This window comes from Saccharothrix sp. CB00851 (assembly GCF_001905065.1).
Lineage (GTDB): Bacteria > Actinomycetota > Actinomycetes > Mycobacteriales > Pseudonocardiaceae > Actinosynnema.
Genome location: NZ_LWLC01000064.1, coordinates 9942 through 25957, shown reverse-complemented (window position 1 = coordinate 25957; position 16016 = coordinate 9942). Strand labels below are relative to the sequence as shown.

At 73.4% G+C, this 16016-nt stretch carries 14 protein-coding genes and 1 pseudogene; 6 read left to right on the top strand and 9 right to left on the bottom strand.

The features are described from left to right. Positions 1-10: 10 nt before the first annotated feature. The 7 genes from A6A25_RS38650 to A6A25_RS38620 are packed head-to-tail and all read right to left on the bottom strand — an operon-like array spanning position 11 to position 7563. Positions 11-1417, bottom strand: a complete 1407-nt coding sequence (locus A6A25_RS38650; RefSeq protein ID WP_241829151.1) for an oligosaccharide flippase family protein — start codon at positions 1415-1417, stop codon at positions 11-13. After that, positions 1414-2676 carry a glycosyltransferase family 87 protein gene (locus A6A25_RS38645; protein WP_241829150.1) on the bottom strand — a complete coding sequence of 421 codons (1263 nt, stop codon included), beginning with the start codon at positions 2674-2676 and terminating at the stop codon, positions 1414-1416. Before A6A25_RS38645 ends, A6A25_RS38650 begins: the two co-directional genes overlap by 4 nt. Further along, positions 2670-3581: a hypothetical protein gene (locus tag A6A25_RS38640; RefSeq protein WP_241829149.1), complete on the bottom strand. Its 912-nt coding sequence runs from the start codon at positions 3579-3581 to the stop codon at positions 2670-2672. Before A6A25_RS38640 ends, A6A25_RS38645 begins: the two co-directional genes overlap by 7 nt. Then, a complete protein-coding gene (locus A6A25_RS38635; protein ID WP_073899338.1) occupies positions 3581-4624 on the bottom strand; it encodes a glycosyltransferase in 1044 nt (347 codons plus the stop codon). The genes A6A25_RS38640 and A6A25_RS38635 overlap by 1 nt, the downstream gene beginning before the upstream one ends. Position 4625: 1 nt before the next feature. Next, positions 4626-5792 (bottom strand): O-antigen ligase family protein, encoded by a 1167-nt coding sequence (locus A6A25_RS38630; protein WP_073899339.1) that lies wholly within the window; start codon positions 5790-5792, stop codon positions 4626-4628. Beyond that, entirely contained in the window at positions 5789-6742 is a 954-nt protein-coding gene (locus tag A6A25_RS38625) for a polysaccharide deacetylase family protein (RefSeq protein ID WP_073899018.1), read from the bottom strand. The genes A6A25_RS38630 and A6A25_RS38625 overlap by 4 nt, the downstream gene beginning before the upstream one ends. Continuing rightward, complete coding sequence (locus A6A25_RS38620; RefSeq protein ID WP_073899016.1) at positions 6739-7563, bottom strand: hypothetical protein; 825 nt, start codon at positions 7561-7563, stop codon at positions 6739-6741. The genes A6A25_RS38625 and A6A25_RS38620 overlap by 4 nt, the downstream gene beginning before the upstream one ends. A gap of 305 nt (positions 7564-7868) precedes the next feature. Between A6A25_RS38620 and A6A25_RS38615 the strand changes: the two genes are divergently transcribed. From A6A25_RS38615 to A6A25_RS47035, 3 genes are all read left to right on the top strand, one after another. Next, on the top strand, positions 7869-8612 hold the full coding sequence (locus A6A25_RS38615; protein ID WP_073899014.1) for a sensor domain-containing protein: 744 nt from the start codon (positions 7869-7871) through the stop codon (positions 8610-8612). Continuing rightward, entirely contained in the window at positions 8612-8914 is a 303-nt protein-coding gene (locus tag A6A25_RS38610) for a hypothetical protein (protein ID WP_073899013.1), read from the top strand. Before A6A25_RS38615 ends, A6A25_RS38610 begins: the two co-directional genes overlap by 1 nt. Before the next feature lie 111 nt (positions 8915-9025). Beyond that, positions 9026-10129 (top strand): SAM-dependent methyltransferase, encoded by a 1104-nt coding sequence (locus A6A25_RS47035; RefSeq protein WP_380733518.1) that lies wholly within the window; start codon positions 9026-9028, stop codon positions 10127-10129. A gap of 4 nt (positions 10130-10133) precedes the next feature. Here A6A25_RS47035 and A6A25_RS38600 read toward each other — a convergent pair whose 3' ends face one another. After that, on the bottom strand, positions 10134-11006 hold the full coding sequence (locus tag A6A25_RS38600; protein WP_073899337.1) for an NAD-dependent protein deacetylase: 873 nt from the start codon (positions 11004-11006) through the stop codon (positions 10134-10136). 10 nt (positions 11007-11016) lie between these two features. After that, complete coding sequence (locus A6A25_RS38595; RefSeq protein WP_073899011.1) at positions 11017-12048, bottom strand: LacI family DNA-binding transcriptional regulator; 1032 nt, start codon at positions 12046-12048, stop codon at positions 11017-11019. Positions 12049-12117: 69 nt separating this feature from the next. Between A6A25_RS38595 and A6A25_RS38590 the strand changes: the two genes are divergently transcribed. The 3 genes and pseudogenes from A6A25_RS38590 (at position 12118) to A6A25_RS38580 (ending at position 15875) form a co-directional block, all read left to right on the top strand. Further along, on the top strand, positions 12118-14055 hold the full coding sequence (locus tag A6A25_RS38590) for a cellulase family glycosylhydrolase (RefSeq protein WP_073899009.1): 1938 nt from the start codon (positions 12118-12120) through the stop codon (positions 14053-14055). Continuing rightward, positions 14052-15280: pseudogene (gene manD / locus A6A25_RS38585) on the top strand (D-mannonate dehydratase ManD). The gene A6A25_RS38590 and the pseudogene manD overlap by 4 nt, the downstream one beginning before the upstream one ends. A 10-nt stretch (positions 15281-15290) precedes the next feature. Beyond that, positions 15291-15875 (top strand): dihydrofolate reductase family protein, encoded by a 585-nt coding sequence (locus A6A25_RS38580; protein WP_073899007.1) that lies wholly within the window; start codon positions 15291-15293, stop codon positions 15873-15875. The last annotated feature ends 141 nt before the right edge of the window (positions 15876-16016 follow it).

Sequence of the window (16016 nt, the reverse complement as noted above, 5' to 3'; positions counted from 1 at the left end):
TGCACCACCCTCACCGGCGCACCACCTCCCGGTTCGCCGCCAGCACGACCACGCCGCACACCACCGCCACCACGACCCCTTCACCGAGCGCGGCCACCACCGAACCGGGCGGCCCGAACACGTCACCGACTCCGAACGCCACCGCCGCGCCGCACCCCGCCGCCGCGACCACGCCGAGAGCACCGCGGGCGAGCGCGGGCCACGGCGGCCCCATCCCCCGGCGGGCCAACGCCCACCACGTGCACGGCACCACCAGCCACGCCGCCGTGAGCTGGACCAGCGCGACCGCCACCACGCCGTGCCGGGTGAACAGCAGCAGCCCGCCGACCAGCAGCACCAGGTGGGTGACCTCCAGCGCCAGGTAGCGGCGGGCGTGCCCGGCGGCCTTGAGCACCTGGTACCAGACGTGCAGCAGGCTGATCCCCAGGCCGTACAGGCACAGCAGGGCCAGCGGCACGGCCGCCTCCGCCCACCGGGCGCCGAACACCACGACCCGGTCGGCCAGCACGGCCGTCACCGCGTACAGGGCGCCGGTCACCGCCAGCGCGGCCGAGGTGAACCGTCCGACCACTTCGGACAGTCCTTCCCCGGCGCGGACCAGCTCGGCGCACAAGGGCAGCACGACCCCGCCGAGCACCACCGCGACCAGGATGTAGGGCACCCACGCGATCCGGTACGCCAGCGAGTACACGCCGACCGCCTCCGGGCCGTGCACCCGGGCGATCGCCAGGTAGTCCAGGTTGATCAGCAGCACGGCCACCAGCGCGCCCGGCCCGACCACCGCGATCCACCGCGACGCCTCGGCCACCGCCTCCGCGTCCCACACCGGCCGCACCCGCACGCCGACCGCCACACCGAGCACGGGTTGCGCGACCGCCGTGCACAGCAGGCCGATCACCAGCGAGTACGGCCCGGCGCCGGTCACCGCCAGCGCGATCGTCACCGCCGCGCCGAGCAGCGCGCCACCGGCGTCGGGCAACATCCGACGCCTGAAGTCCAACGCGCGGTGCAGCAACCCCATCTGCACGCCGGCGACCGCCGAGAACGGCAGGCTCACCGCGGCCAGCCGCACCAGCGGTGCGGCCGACGGCGCGTCCAACGCTTGCGCGATCGGGTTCGCCGCGAGCACCAGCACCGCCGCCAGCAGCACCCCGGCGCCCGCGCTGAGCACGAGCAGCGTGCCCGCCACCCGGCGCGGGTCGCGGTCGGTCCGGCTGACCACGTCGTACACGCCCATCGACTGGACGACCTGGCCGATGTTCACCAGCGCCACGGCCAGCGCCACCAGCCCCAGCCCTTCCTCGGTGAGGAAGGCGGCCAGCACCAGCGTGACGGCCATCTGGCTGCCCTTGCTGACCAGGTTGACCCCGAACAGCCACAGCGAGCCCCGCACGGCCCGCTGCCCGACGGGTGTCACGTCCGGACCGTGCCGACGGCCGAGCAGCGGCGGGTGGCGGCGAACACGGTCGCCAGCACCCACGCCGCCACGACGGCGACACCGTCGACCGTCACGTCGACCCGCGCGCCGGCCACCGCCCGGATGGCCTGGCTGACGAAGTGCAGGTGCGCGAAGGGGACCAGGAGCAGCAGGACGGACAGCCCGAGCCGCCAGTCCCGCTCGCACCGGCGCTGCCACCACACCACACCGACCGCGACCAGCGACGGCACAGCGATCAGCACATCACCCGGCTGGTGGACCATCGCGGCCACCACCGCCAGGCACGTCAGCAGGTCCGCCGCGGCGGGCTGGCCCATCCGGTCCAGCCGGCGCACCAGCACCGCGCTCGCCACCAGCACGGCCACCAGCGCCAGCGGTTCCGCGCCGCCCGGCAGCCAGCCCGTGACGCGGTAGAGCACGGCCGCGAGGTCGACCCGCTGCGCCGTCATCGAGTCCACCGCGCCGTACGCCGTCTCCCCGGCGTGCGCCAGGTTCGCCGCGACGACGTCCAGGAACGGCCCGACACCGCCGCCGCGCAGCACCAGCGGCACCACCACGACCAGGCTGGCCGCCGCCGCGACCGCCGTGCCGGTCAACGCCACCCGCCGCGACCCGCGGACGAACAGCAGCACCGCCAGCGGCAGGCCGAACTGCGGCTTGAGCCACGCCAGCGCCAACGCGACCGACGCCCACTTCGGCGCGTCCCGCCTGGCCAGCAACGCGCCCGCCGCGCCGACCGCGATCAGCGGGTTCACCTGGCCGACGTACAGCTGAGCCTTGCCCACCTGGCTGAGCACCAGCAGGGTCGCGATCACCGCCGTGCCCAGCGCCAACGGCACGTGCGGGCGCAGCCGTCCGGCCGCGAGCAGCGCCAGGACCACCAGCAGCACCAGGGAGGCCACCGTGAACGCCACCGCGCCGACCCGGTACTCCGGCAACGCGAACGGCGCGTGCAGTAGCAGGTGGTAGGGCTGGTAGAGGTTGAACGCCTGCCGCACCGGCCAGTGCTCGAACATCGCCGCCGGGTGGTACGGGTTGCCGCCCGCCAGGAACTCGCGGACGGGGAAGTACAGCGCGTCCCGGAAGTCCTGCAGGCGTTCCTCGGGCAGGGTCGCCCACGTCGGCAGCGGCACCTGCCACGACGGCCGCAGCGCGCGCCACGCCGCCACGGCGCCGACCACCGCCACCAGCGCGGTCAACAGCCGCGCCTTGTCCTTCACCGCCACGGTCTTCAGCACGTCACCACCGCCACCAGGGTCGACGCGGACGGCAGCGCGCCGACCACGGTCGCCAGCTCGTCCTGCGGGCCGCCGCCCGGGACGACGGCGATCACCGCGTCACCGTCGGCGGGTTCACCGGTCTTGTCCGGCAGTTCGGCGGCCAGGTCCTCCGCGCGGTCGGCCAGCGCCGGCGCGACGGCGACCACGCGCGCGGGCCGTGCCGCCGCCTCGCACAGCAGCGCCAACCGCTGCGCCAGGTCGGGTCCGTCGTCCGGCAGCACGGCCACCGGGTGCCGGACGCCGCCGGCGATCAGTGCGGCACGCACCCGGTCACGGGGCCGGGTCCGGCGCAGGTGGCCGACGGCGTGCGCGGCCAGGCCCGCCAGCACCCCGGCGATCAGCGCCAGCCCGTACGCCAGCGGCCGGTCCGGCGCGACCTGAGTGGTCTCGGGCCGGTCGAGCAGCCGCAGCCGGGCGACGGGCGCGAGCAGGTCGGCCTCCACCACGGTCTGCGCGATCCGCGTCGCGGCTTGCGCGGCGCGGTCCGCGGTCTCGGCGCGCACCGACAGCCGGGCCAGGCCGGAGGCGGGCACCAGTTCCACGGACACGCGACCGGCCAGGTCGTCGGTGGTGGTGCCCAGCTCGTCGGCGGTCGCGCGCAGCACCGTCGGTGTCCGGGCGAGTTCGACCAGCGCGGGCAGCGACAGCGCGACGACCTCTCCGAAGCTCGCCTCGGGCGGCTCGTCGGGCTCGCCGACGGTCGGCACCGCGAGCACGCCGACGCGGCTCGCGTACTCCTTGCCCGCCACCTCGACGGCGACCACCACGGCGGTCCCGACGAGCAGGGCGATCCCGAGGCTGAGCGCCAGCGGGCGCTTCAGGGCGGCCGGGACGCGCGGGTACCGCAACACGCTCAGGTCCATCATGAAGCTCCGATCGCGGTGCGCAGCAGTTCGTCGTAGGACCGCATCAGCAGACGCGGGTCGTGCTCGCGCCGCACGGACGCGAGGCCCTCGTCGGCCAGGTCGGCGCGCGCTCGCGGGTCGAACAGCAGCGACCGCAACGCCTCGGCGGTCGCGCCCGGGTCGCGGCGCGGCACGACCACGCCGCCGCCACCGGCCAGCGCCTGCCGCACACCGTCCACATCGGTCGCCACCACGGGACGCCCGGCGGCCAGCGACTCCAGCACCGCGATCGGCATGCCCTCCCAGTCGCTGGTGAGCACGGTGACGTCGGCGGCGGCCAGCAGGTCGGGCACGTCGCAGCGGTTGCCCAGGAACCGGACCCGGTCGGCGATGCCCAGTTCGGCGGCACGCAGCCGCAGCTCGTCGCGGAGGCTGCCGTCGCCCGCCAGCCACAGCACCGCGTCGCCGTCGAGCTTCGCCCACGCCTCCAGCAGCACGTCGTGCCGCTTCTGCGGTTCCAGCCGGGCCGGGCACAACGCCACCGGCACGTCGCGGGAGACGCCGTGCACCGCGCGCACCGCGTCCCGGTCCACCCGTTCGGGTTGCGGGAACACCGCGTTCGGGATCACCACCGGGTCGGGCACGCCCGCGGCCCGCAGCCGGTCGGCCGTGGCGTCGGCGACCGCGACGACCGTGCGCGAGGTGCGTTTGAGGATGCGGGCCGCGCCGGTGTAGTCGGTTTCCGCGACGCCGTGGAACACGGTCAGCAGCGGCAGCCGACGCGGCAGCACGGCCAGCCGCGCGACCAGGCTGGCCGACACGTTGTGCGCCAGCACGACCTGCGGCCGGAAGCTGCGGATCGCGGCCTTGGTGGCGGTGGTCGCGCGCAGCACGCCGGTCGCCTTGCGCCGGGCGACCGGCACGGTGAACGTCGGCACGCCGCACGCGCGCAACGCCTCGGCCCGGTGCCCGCCGCCGCTGGCCACCGCCGACTGCCAGCCGAACTGCGCGCCCGACCTGGCCATCCCGGCGACGAGTGCTTCGGCGCCACCGGTTCCCATCTCACTGATCACGTGGAGCACACGCAACGTCGCTCGCTCTCCTCAGACGCAGGTCGGCCGCGGCCACGACCGCGACCAGCGACCACAACGGCAGGTAGTACTGCTGGGACAGGAAGGTGGAGGCGACCACGACCGCGATCAGGGACGCCTGCACGGCGAGGATCGGCACCGGATCGGGGGTCGTTCGGCGCACGCGTTCGCTGACGACCGCGGTGAGCGCGAGCAGCGCGACGAACAACGCGAAGCCGGGCACGCCGAGTTCGGCGGCGACCTCCAGGTACATGTTGTGCGCCACCGGGGTCTGCTCGTCGATCTCGGCGTTGTTCGACGCGGCGGGGTAGCCCGCGCGGAACCCACCGGGCCCGACGCCGAGGGCGGGGTGGTCGGCGACCATGCGCGCGGCGGCCTGCCAGCGCAGCTCGCGGGTGTCCACATTGGTCCCGGCGATGTAGGACTTCTCCCGCAGCGCCCGGTCGAGTTCCGGTCCGGCGAGCAGGACTGCGGCCACGCCGAGCACGGCCAGCGCCGCCACCCCGCCCGCCAGCGCCTTGAGCGGCAGCGCGCGGCGGGCCAGCAGCCAGGCGACGGCGGCGGTGAGGGCGAGCGCGCCGCCCCGGGAGAACGTCGCCGCGGCGCCCGCGACGAGGACCACGGCCGCCACGGCGGGCAGCACGCGGTGCCGGGTCGCGAGCAGCAGCGGCAGTGCGGCGACCAGGAAGTAGGCCAGGTCGTTCGGGTCCTCCAGCGGCCCGGCGGCCCGCGTCTGCCCTTCGGTGACCATGCCGTGCAGCGCTCCGACGGCGGCCGGCACGGCTCCCGCCACGGTCGCCGCGAGTACGGCACGGATCGGCACCTCCCGCGCGACGACGTCGATCAGCACGACCGTGACCAGCAGGAACGGCAGCCAGCGCAGGGCGTACGTCGCCGTGTACTCACCACCCGCGTGCGCCGCCCAGGACGCCAGCAGCACGACGGCGAGCGCGGCGAGGACCAGGTGCGCGGGGTGCGGCTCGGGTACCCGGCGTTGCCGCGCCCGCACCACGGCCCAGGTGACGACCAGCAACGCGGGCGGCAGCTTGGCCAGGTGGCCGTGGACCTGCTGGAGGTAGCCCTCCAGTGGCGCGGCGAACACCGTCGCGCACGTCAGGGCACGCACCAGCCAGGTCATCCGCCGCACCGCGCCAGCAGTCCCGTGTCGTGCTCGCGCAGGCCCGCGTCGAGCCGGTCGACGTGCGCGCCGGTGCCGATCACGTCGAAGTGGTGGTCGCGCAGCGCGCCGAGCACCCAGCCCAGGAACTCGACCTTCCGCGCGCCGGGCACCGCCATGCCGGGGAAGAACTCCAGGCCGGGCGCCTCGGCCGCGCCGAGCACGTCGGTGGGGTGCAGCAGCAGCGACGGCTGCACGCACCGCGCCCGGCACAAACGCAAGGCTGCACTGAAATACGCACGGGCCAGCCGCGGTGAGAGCTGGTGCAGCTGGAGCAGGTAGGAACCGTGGATCGGGACGCGCAGCAGCGGCATGGTGGTGACCGGCAGCTCGACCAGGCCCGCGCCGACGCGCCAGCGGTAGGCGGCGTTCGGCGCGCGGACGCGGGCGAAGCCGCCGAACAGGTCGCGTTCGCCGCCGGTGGGCGCGGTGCGGTTGTGGTAGGCGCGGGCGAGCGGTCCGATCCAGGTGGGCAGGGTGCTGGCGTCGTAGCGGTAGCCGCGTTCGGCGAGCAGTTCCAGCAGGTCGCGGGTGACGCTGTAGCCGGGACCGCGGAAGCCGGTCGGCCGGGGCGCGCCGGCCGCGACGATGGCGTCCTCGGTGCGGGCGAGTTCGGCTTCGAGCCGGTCGCGGGTGTAGCGGTGCAGCCAGGGTTCGTGGTGGTAGGAGTGGTTGCCGACCTCGTGCCCGGCGGCGGTGATGTCGGCGACGGCCTGTGCGCCGTCGTCGCGTTCGGCGTCCGCGCCGACGACGAACACGGTGGTGGTGAGGCCGTGCGTGCCGAAGACCTCCAGCAGTCGCGGCACGGCGGTGCGCAGGTAGCTGGGTCGGCGTTCCCACTCGGGGTCACCGTGGGTCTTGAGGTAGGCCCAGAGGTTGTCGAGGTCGAGGGAGACGCTGGCGGTGTTCACCGGGCCACCTCCGCCGGCGCCTTGGTGAAGCGGTCGGCGTAGCCGAGCAGGAGCACGCCGGACACGACGAGCGCGACGCCGAGCGCCACCCACCACTCGCGGCCGGGGGTGATCCGGTCGCCGAGGGCGGCGATGCCGACGATCGAGGTGAGCACGACGGTGGTGGCGTCCATGGTGGCCACGGTCGAGGTGGCCGAGCCGCGGCGCAGGGCCAGCGCGAGGTAGGACTGGCCGACCACGGCGGCGGCGATCATCAGCCACGCCAACGGGTACAGCGGGAGGGTGAGCAGCGGTTCGTCGGCGAGGGTGCGGCTGGTCATGGCGACCACGGCGAACGTGACGCCCGCGGCCGCGGCCAGCGGCACGACGCCGCCGATCCGGCGCTGGAGGAGGACGAGCGCGACGACCGGGAGTCCGAACAGGACGATCCCGAGCCCTTGGGGCACGTCGTGCGCGGCGGACGGGGTGGCCGCCGCGACGAGCAGCACCAGCCCGGCCGCCATCACCACGAGCACCACGACCTCGATCGCGCGGACGCGCCAGCCGAGCACGGCGATGCCGAACAGGGTGGCCAGCCCGACCGCGCACGACGACCCGGCCTGCACCAGGTAGAGCGGCAGTTCGGCGCGGGCCAGGAACGCCAGCGCGAACCCGCCCACCTGGCCCGCGAAGCCGAGCAGGTAGAGCCGGTCGCGGGCGAGCCGGGCGAGCAGCCCGAGCACGCCGACACCGCCCTCGGCGCGCCGGGAGGCGATCGACTGGGCGACGATGCCCAGCGCGTACAGCACCGCGGACGCGGCGAGTTCGAGGTAACCAGTCACGCGACCCTTCCCAGACAGACAACAGCCCGTGGAGACAGCCGGCGCGCGAATGCGGTCGGTGTGATCCGGATATCGGAACGGCAGCGTAGAACCCGAAAACCCTCGACTCGTTCGAGCGATAGGTGATTACCCGATCGAGGGAATCCTTCGACTACGCAACGATTTTTCGCGGTGTCGCGGGCAGTCTCCGGCTCTCCGCCCATTTACGGTCAGGGCGCCGGGCTGTCGTGGGAGCCTCGGGTGACCGCCCCGATCATGGCGGTGCTCCGCGCCCGTGCCGCGTCCCGTGACCTGACGGAGGACCCGTGGCTGAACCGGACACCCGGGAGTTCGCCCTGCCCACCGACGAGCCCCGCCCCGAGCGCTGGGGCCGGGCGGTGTCGTGGCCGTTCGCGACGAGGAGACGCCGGTGGGTCGTGGTGGCGGTCGCGGGGTGCCTGGCGCTGGTGCTCGGCGGTGTCCTCGTGTGGCCCGACGCGGCACGGCTGGTTCCCGGCACGCTGCAGGCCGGTGTGCTGGCCGCGGACGAGGTGAGCACGATCGTCGGCACCACGCTGGGGTCCGAGGAGGGCGTGAGCGAACCGCCGCCCGCGTTGAGGGCGGAACCCGCGGGGTGCGCGGCGGTGGTCGGTCCGATGACGCGCTCGGTGTACGGCGACGGGTGGACGGCGTTCTGGGCGGTGTCGCACCAGGAGTCCGAGGCCGTCGCCGACCACGTGGTGACCCAGGTGGTGGCCCGGTACCCCGATCGGGGACAGGCCGAAGCGGTGTTCCGGACGCTCGGCACCGGCGTCACCGAATGCCGGTCCGCCGTGCGCGTCGGGAGTGACGAGCACACCTCGCCGAAGTGGTTCTACGCGGTGGACGCGCGGACCTCCGACACCGTGGCGTGGACGGCCGTGCAGCAGACCGGTGACGCGTGGGCGTGCCACCGCCGGGTGCGGGTGCTGGACGACGTGGTCGTCCAGGTCGCGGTGTGCCAGGCGGGTGACGGCAGGCGGGCGGCGACCGACATCGCCGACCGGGTCGTGGCCCGGGTGCGGTCGTGATGGCGCGCGGGGTGGCGTGGCGGGCCGCGTGCCTGGTCGTGGTGGCGGTCCTGGCGTTCGGTTCTCCGGGCGTGTCGCTCGCCGACGCGGTCGCACCGGGTCCGCTCAGCCCGAGCAGCGACTACTCCTCGTCGCTGAACGCCCGGATCACCGAGTTGGGCGCGCGGATCGAGTCGTGGCCGAAGCGGGAGGCCGAGCTCGCCGACCGGCAGGCCGCGCTGGACGGGCGGGTCAAGTCCTACAACGAGCGGTCGCGCGGTGTGCTGTCCCGGCTGGACGAGAACTCCCGCCGGATCGCCTAGCACAACGCCACCGTCGCCGGGTACCCCAACGGCGCGCCGCCGGCGGTCGCCGATGCCCTGAACGCCCAGGCCACCGCGCTGAACTCGACCAAGCAGCAACTGCTGGCCGAGGTGGAGGCGATCGCGAGCGAGGGCGACGCGATCAAGGACCAGCAACGGCGCCTGGACGAGCGAAAGCGCGGGCTCGACCGGGAACGGGCCGAGCTGGTGGCTGAGCGGCAGCGGCTGCTGAGCCGGATGGCGTCCGTGCTCCAGTCCCTGGTGGGGCAGCTCGCCACGACGCCGGCCGTGTCAGGTGGGGACGTGCCCCGGCCACCGCGCGTCGTGGACCGCGCGCCCGGCTTGGACGGTGGCGACCCGGTGGCCGGCGGGACGCGTTCCGACGCGTTGGACGCGTACGCGCGCGACAACGGCGTGACGGTCGACAAGCGGCCGTTCACCGCGGTGCTCACGCCGGACGCGGTGGCGCGTGGACCGCGAGGACATCGGGGTGCACGAGACGGCGGTCAAGGTCGGCGAGGCCTGACCCGGGTGTTGCCGGATCGGCAACTTTCTTTGCCGATCCGCCGGGGTGGTCCGCAGGATCGTGGCATGAACGCAACCGAGGAGTACTGGGAGACCTTCTACCGCGACCGGGACCAGGTGTGGACCGGCAAGGCCAACGAGCTGCTGGTGCGCGAGGTCGCCCACCTGGCGCCGGGCACCGCGCTGGACCTGGGGTGCGGCGAGGGCGGTGACGCGTTGTGGCTGGCCGAGCAGGGCTGGCAGGTGACGGCGGTCGACGTGTCGACGGTGGCCCTGGCCAGGGGCGCGGCCCGGGCCACCGGACTGGGCCTGGCCGCGCGCATCGACTGGCAGCGGCACGACTTGGCGCGCTCGTTCCCGACGGGGGTGTTCGACCTGGTCTCGGCCCAGTTCCTGCACTCGTCGGTGGCCGCGGAGGGTGAGCGGGAGGGCATCCTGGCGCGGGCGGCCGAGGCGGTCGCGCCGGGTGGTGTGCTGCTGGTCGTGGGGCACGCGGGCTGGCCGACGTGGCTGCGCGACAACCCGCCGGTGGACTACGTGTTCCCGACCAACGCCGACGTGCTGGCGTCGCTGGACCTGGGCAAGGGCTGGGTCGTGGAGGTGGACGAGTCGGTCGAGCGGGAGCTGACGAGCCCGGAGGGCGAGCACGGCACGCGGTCGGACATCGTGCTGCGGCTCAGGCGGGGTTAGGCGGTCAGAGCCGGTCGAGCAGCGAGGTCAGGGCCTGCCCCAGGGGCAGGTCGACGCGCACGGTGGCGTGGACGTCGCCCCTGGTCTCGCCCTGGTTGACGATCAGGACCGGTTTGCCGGCGGTGGCGGCGTGGCGGACGAACCGCAAGCCGGACATGACGGTCAGCGACGAGCCGAGGACGAGCAGCGCGTCGGCGGAGTCCACCAGCCCGTAACACCGCCGCACGCGGGGCCGGGGCACGTTCTCGCCGAAGAACACCACGTCCGGCTTGAGCACGCCGGTGCCGCAGGCGGCGCAGCCGACCAGCCGGAACGAGCGCACCGCGGGCTCGGGCAGGTCCACGTCGCCGTCGGGGTTGATCCGGGTGGCGGTGGCCTCGAACCCGGGGTTGGCGGCGCGGAACCGGTGGTCGAGGTCCTCGCGAGCGCTGACCGCCCCGCAGTCCAGGCAGACCACCCGGTCGAGGCCACCGTGCAACTCGACCACGTCGGGTGTGCCGGCGGCCTGGTGCAGGCCGTCGACGTTCTGCGTGATGACGCCCGACAGGTGGCCGCGGGCGTGCAGCTCGGCGACGGCGTGGTGACCCGTGTTGGGCGCGGCGCGGGCGATGGTCCGCCAGCCCAGGTGGCTGCGCGCCCAGTACCGGCGCCTGCCCTCGACGCTGCTCACGAACTCGTCGTAGGTCATCGGGGTGTGCTTGCGCAGGCTGCCGGACGCGCCGCGGTAGTCCGGGATGCCCGACTCGGTGGACAGCCCGGCGCCGCTGAGCACCAGCACCCGACCTCCGGCGACGACCCGCACGACCTCGTCCAGGCTGGTGGTGCGCGGCAGCGGCGCACCGGTCGGCGTCCAGCTCAACGTCGGCCGTGTGCGCATGCCCTCCACTTTACGTGCGGTCGGGCGCCGGACCCGTGGACTCGCGGACCACCAGCTCGGGCGGGCGGATGTCGACCGGAGCACCCTCGACCTCGCCCAAGGACGCCAGCAGAACCCTGGCCGCCGCGCGTCCGAGCCCGACCAGGTCCTGGCGCACGGTGGTGAGCTGCGGGTAGACGAGTTCACCGAGCGGCAGGTCGTCGTGGCCGACCACGGACAGCTCTCCGGGCACGTCCACGCCGAGCCGGCGGGCCGCGCTCATCCCGGCCACGGCCATGGAGTCGTTGGCGAACAGCACGGCGGTGGGGCGGCGGCGGTCCGCCAGCAGCCCGCCGATCGCGTCGACCGCGCCGGCGGCGGTGAAGTCGGACACGACCGAGTGGCTCGGGGCGAGGTCGTGCGCGGCCAACGCGTCTTCGAACACCCGCCGCCGGTAGAGGGTGTGGACGCGGTCCTCGGGGCCGGACACGTAGGCGACGCGCCGGTGGCCGTGGCCGACGAGGTGGTCGACGGCGGCGCGGATGCCGTGGTCCGGGCCGGTGGCCTGCACCGAGGGCACCGGGTCGGCGCGCCACGGCGTGCCGATCAGCACGGTGTTCACGCCGAGGGTCCGCAGCAGCTCGAACCGGGTGTCGCCGATCCGGCTCTCGGTGAGCACCACGCCGTCGACCCGGCGTTCGTCGGCGAGCCTGCGGTAGGCGGCCTCCTCGGCGCTGGGCTCCTCGCCGACGATGTGCAGCAGGCCGTAGCCGAGGGGGGACAGCTCGCTCTCGATGCCGGAGATCAGCAGGGTGAAGTGCGGGTCGGCGCTGAGCAGGTCCGGTGACCGCTTGGCGACCATGCCGATGGCGCGGGTCTTGGCCGAGCGCAGGGCGACGGCGGCGGCGGACGGCGTCCACTGGAGCTTGCTCGCGGCGGTGAGGACACGTTCGCGGGTGGGCGCGGAGATGCCGCCCTTGCCGTTGACGACCTTCGACACGGCCGCCACCGACACACCCGCGAGGGCGGCGACGTCGGCGATCGTGGGCTTGCGGCTCACCACTCGGTAAACGTTACACCGGTCGATCCGGGGGCCTCGACAGACCGGTGGTTAAACGATATACCTGGCTGCATGCAGCGCAACTCCGCCAAGCTCACCGGCCCCGACGTGTGGGTGGGGGTCAACTACTGGTCGCGGACCGGCGGCCCGCTGATGTGGCGCCACTACGACCCGTCCGTGGTGGACGAGGAGCTGCGGGTGATGCGCGCGCACGGGATCGGCCTGACCCGCAGCTTCTTCTTCTGGCCGGACTTCATGCCGACCGAGGACTCGCTGGACCCGGTGCTGCTGGCCCGCTACGACGACTTCCTCGACCGGCACCACGCGGTGGGGATGCGGACGATCCCGACGTTCGTGGTCGGGCACATGTCCGGCCAGAACTGGGACCCGGCCTGGCGCGACGGCCGGGACATCTTCACCGACGAGTCGTTCCTGGACCGGCAGCGCTGGTACGTGCGCGAGCTGACCGGCCGGTGGAAGGACCACCCGGCCGTGGCCGGGTGGCTGCTGAGCAACGAGATCCCGATCTACGCCGACTGGCGGTCGCGCGGCATCGGCACGCTGGACGCGGACGCGGTGACGGCGTGGGCGGCGGCGTTGATCGGCGAGATCCGCGCGGCGGGCGCGACGCAGCCGGTGTCGGTCGGCGACGGCGCGTGGGGCGTGGAGATCACCGGGCTGGACAACGGTTTCCGGGTCCGCGACCTGACGCCGCTGATCGACTTCCACGGGCCGCACGTGTACCGGATGGAGGACGACCAGGTGCGGCTGCACCTCGGTGCGGCGTTCGTCTGCGAGCTGCTCGACCTCGGCGGCAAGCCGGTGATCGTGGAGGAGTTCGGCGTGACGTCGGACTACGTGTCGGAGGAGAACGCCGCGCACTACTACCGGCAGGTGCTGCACACGACGTTGCTGGCCGGCGCGACCGGCTGGATACCGTGGAACAACACCGACTACGACGACCTGGCCGACCAGGAGCCGTACCGGCACCACCCGTTCGAGATGCACTTCGGGCTGACGGATTCGGCGGGACGGCCGAAGGCGCAGCTGCGGGAGGTGCGCGCGTTCACGGAAGTGTTGCGGCGCACGGATTTCGCGCGGTTGCGGCGGCCGGACACGCGGATCGCCCTGGTGGTGTCGTCGTTCCTGGAGGCGCGGTACCCGTTTACGCAGCCCGAGGACGCGACGAGCGTGGCGGACCACGCGCGGCAGGCCTACATCGCGGCACGGGAGGCGGATCTGCCGGCGGGTGTGGCGCGCGAGCTGGACGGCGTGCCGGACGACTGCGCGCTGTACCTGGTGCCGTCGGTCAAGCAGCTCACCGCGCCGACGTGGCGGACGTTGGTGGAGCGGGCGGCGGCGGGTGCGGTGGTGTACGCGTCGTACTTCGTCGGCGAGCACCGGACGCAGCGCGGACCGTGGTGGCCGAAGCTGGACGAGACGTTCGGCGTGGTGAAGCAGTCGCGGTACGGGCTGGTCGACCCGATCGAGGACGACGTGGTGCGGATGGTGTTCGTGCTGGGCTTCGGCGGCATCGCGGCCGGGGAGGAGCTGGTGTTCCGGGTCGGTGGGACGGCCGAGTCGCGGGCGTTCCTGCCGGTGGTGCCCGATGGCGCGGAGGTGCTGGCGGTGGACGGGCGTGGGCGGCCCGCGTTGCTGCGCCACCGGGTGGGTGACGGGTGGATGGTGCTGTGCACGTACCCGTTGGAGCACCTGGCCGCGCGGACCCCTCGGGTGAACCCGGAGCCGACGTGGCGGTTGTACGCGGCGCTGGCTCTTGAGGCCGGTGTGCCGCCTCGGGTGCGGGTGGACGACCCGTTGGTGATGACGGGGTTGATGGAGCACTCCGTCGACGGGCGGGTGTTCGCGTGGTTCGTCAGCCAGCACGCGTCACCTGTCGTGGTGACGCCGCTGGTGACCGGCGGATCGTTGGTGGGGTTGGACGGCTCGCCGTGGGACGCGGTGGAGCTGGGTGCGTTCGGCGTGCTGGTCGGGGAGGTCGTGGCGTGAGGATCGCGGCGGTGGAGGTCGTGGTGACGTGCCCGGGGCGGAACTTCGTCACGCTCCGGATCACCACGGAGGACGGGATCACCGGTCTGGGTGACGCGACGCTCAACGGACGTGAGCTGGCGGTGGAGGCGTACCTGCGCGAGCACGTCGTGCCGCTGCTGGTCGGGAGGGACGCGTCAGCCATCGAGGACACCTGGCAGTACCTGTACCGGGCGCGTACTGGCGACGCGGTCCGGTGACGATGGCCGCGATCGCCGCCGTCGACACGGCCTTGTGGGACATCAAGGCGCGGGCGGCGGGGATGCCGCTGTACCAGTTGCTCGGTGGGGCGTGCCGGGTCGGCGCGTTGGCGTACGGGCACGCGTCCGGGCGTGACCTGCCGGAGCTGTTCGACTCGATCCGGGCGCACCTGGAGCGCGGGTTCCGGGCGATCCGGGTGCAGACCGGCATTCCGGGGCTGGAGACGGTGTACGGGGTGGCGGCGTCGGCGGCCGGTGGCGGTGACCGGTACGACTACGAGCCGGCGCGGCCGACGGCGTTGCCGGTGGAGGAGAGCTGGGACACGCGGGCTTACCTGCGGCACGTGCCTTCGGTGTTCGAGGCGGTGCGGTCGGAGTTCGGGCCGGCGTTGCCGTTGCTGCACGACGGCCACCACCGGATGACCCCGATCGAGGCGGCGCGGTTGGGCAAGGCGTTGGAGCCGTACGACTTGTTCTGGTTGGAGGACGCCACGCCCGGTGAGGACCAGGCGGCGTTGCGGCTGATCCGGCAGCACACGACCACGCCGTTGGCGATCGGCGAGGTGTTCAACTCCATTCACGACTACACGACGTTGCTGAGCGAGCGGTTGATCGACTACGTGCGTTCGGCGGTCACCCACACGGGTGGGGTGACGGCGTTGAAGAAGGTGCTGGACTTCGCCGCGGTGTACGGGATCAAGTCGGGGATGCACGGGCCGACGGACATCTCGCCGGTCGGCATGGCCGCCGCGCTGCACCTCGACCTGGCCGTGCACAACTTCGGCATCCAGGAGTACATGCCGCACACGGTGGAGACGCTGGAGGTGTTCCGGACGTCTTACACGTTCGTGGACGGTCTGCTTCACCCGTCCGAGTCGCCGGGGTTGGGGGTGGAGCTGGACGTGGACGCGGCGGGCCGATTCCCCTACCGTGCCGCGTACCTGCCGGTGAACCGACTGGCGGACGGCACACTCCACGACTGGTGAGGCGGGTTCGGTGGGGAAAATCGTGTTCTGGCTGTCGGTGTCGTTGGACGGCTTCTTCGAGGGCGTGGACGGGTCGATCGACTGGCACGTGGTGGACGACGAGCTGCACTCGCACATGAACGCGGACCTGGCGGTGATGGGCGCGTTCCTGGAGGGGCGGCGCACTTACGCGTTGATGGAGGAGTACTGGCCGACGGCCGACCAGGACCCCGCTGCTTCGGGGCCGACGGTCGAGTTCGCGCGGATCTGGCGGGGGATGCCGAAGGTCGTGTACTCGCGGACGTCGGAGTCGGTGGGGCCGAACGCGACGCTCGTGCGCTCGGTGGTGCGGGAGGAAGTGCTGGCGCTGAAGGCATCGGCGCGCGGTGATCTGGTCGTCGGCGGCCCCGACCTGGCCACCACCTTCCGCCGCTTGGGCCTGATCGACGAGTACCGCCTCTACATCCACCCGGTCCTGCTCGGGCAAGGCCGGCCGTGGTTCAGCCCGGAGGAGGAGAAGACGGACTTGGACCTGATCGAGACCAGGACCTTCGGCAACGGCGTCACCCTCCTCCGCCACCAGGTCCGCACACCTACCACTCACACCATCGGGTGATCATCGCCCGGAATTGTACGGAAACACCGTTACCCCACCTCGGTTGAAAACCAGCGGAACCCCGAACCACCCCCGACCGCCCACACCACCCCGCCCACCTCCGCCCGCACCCCACGGCCCGCCCCGCACTGCCCGCCCTCC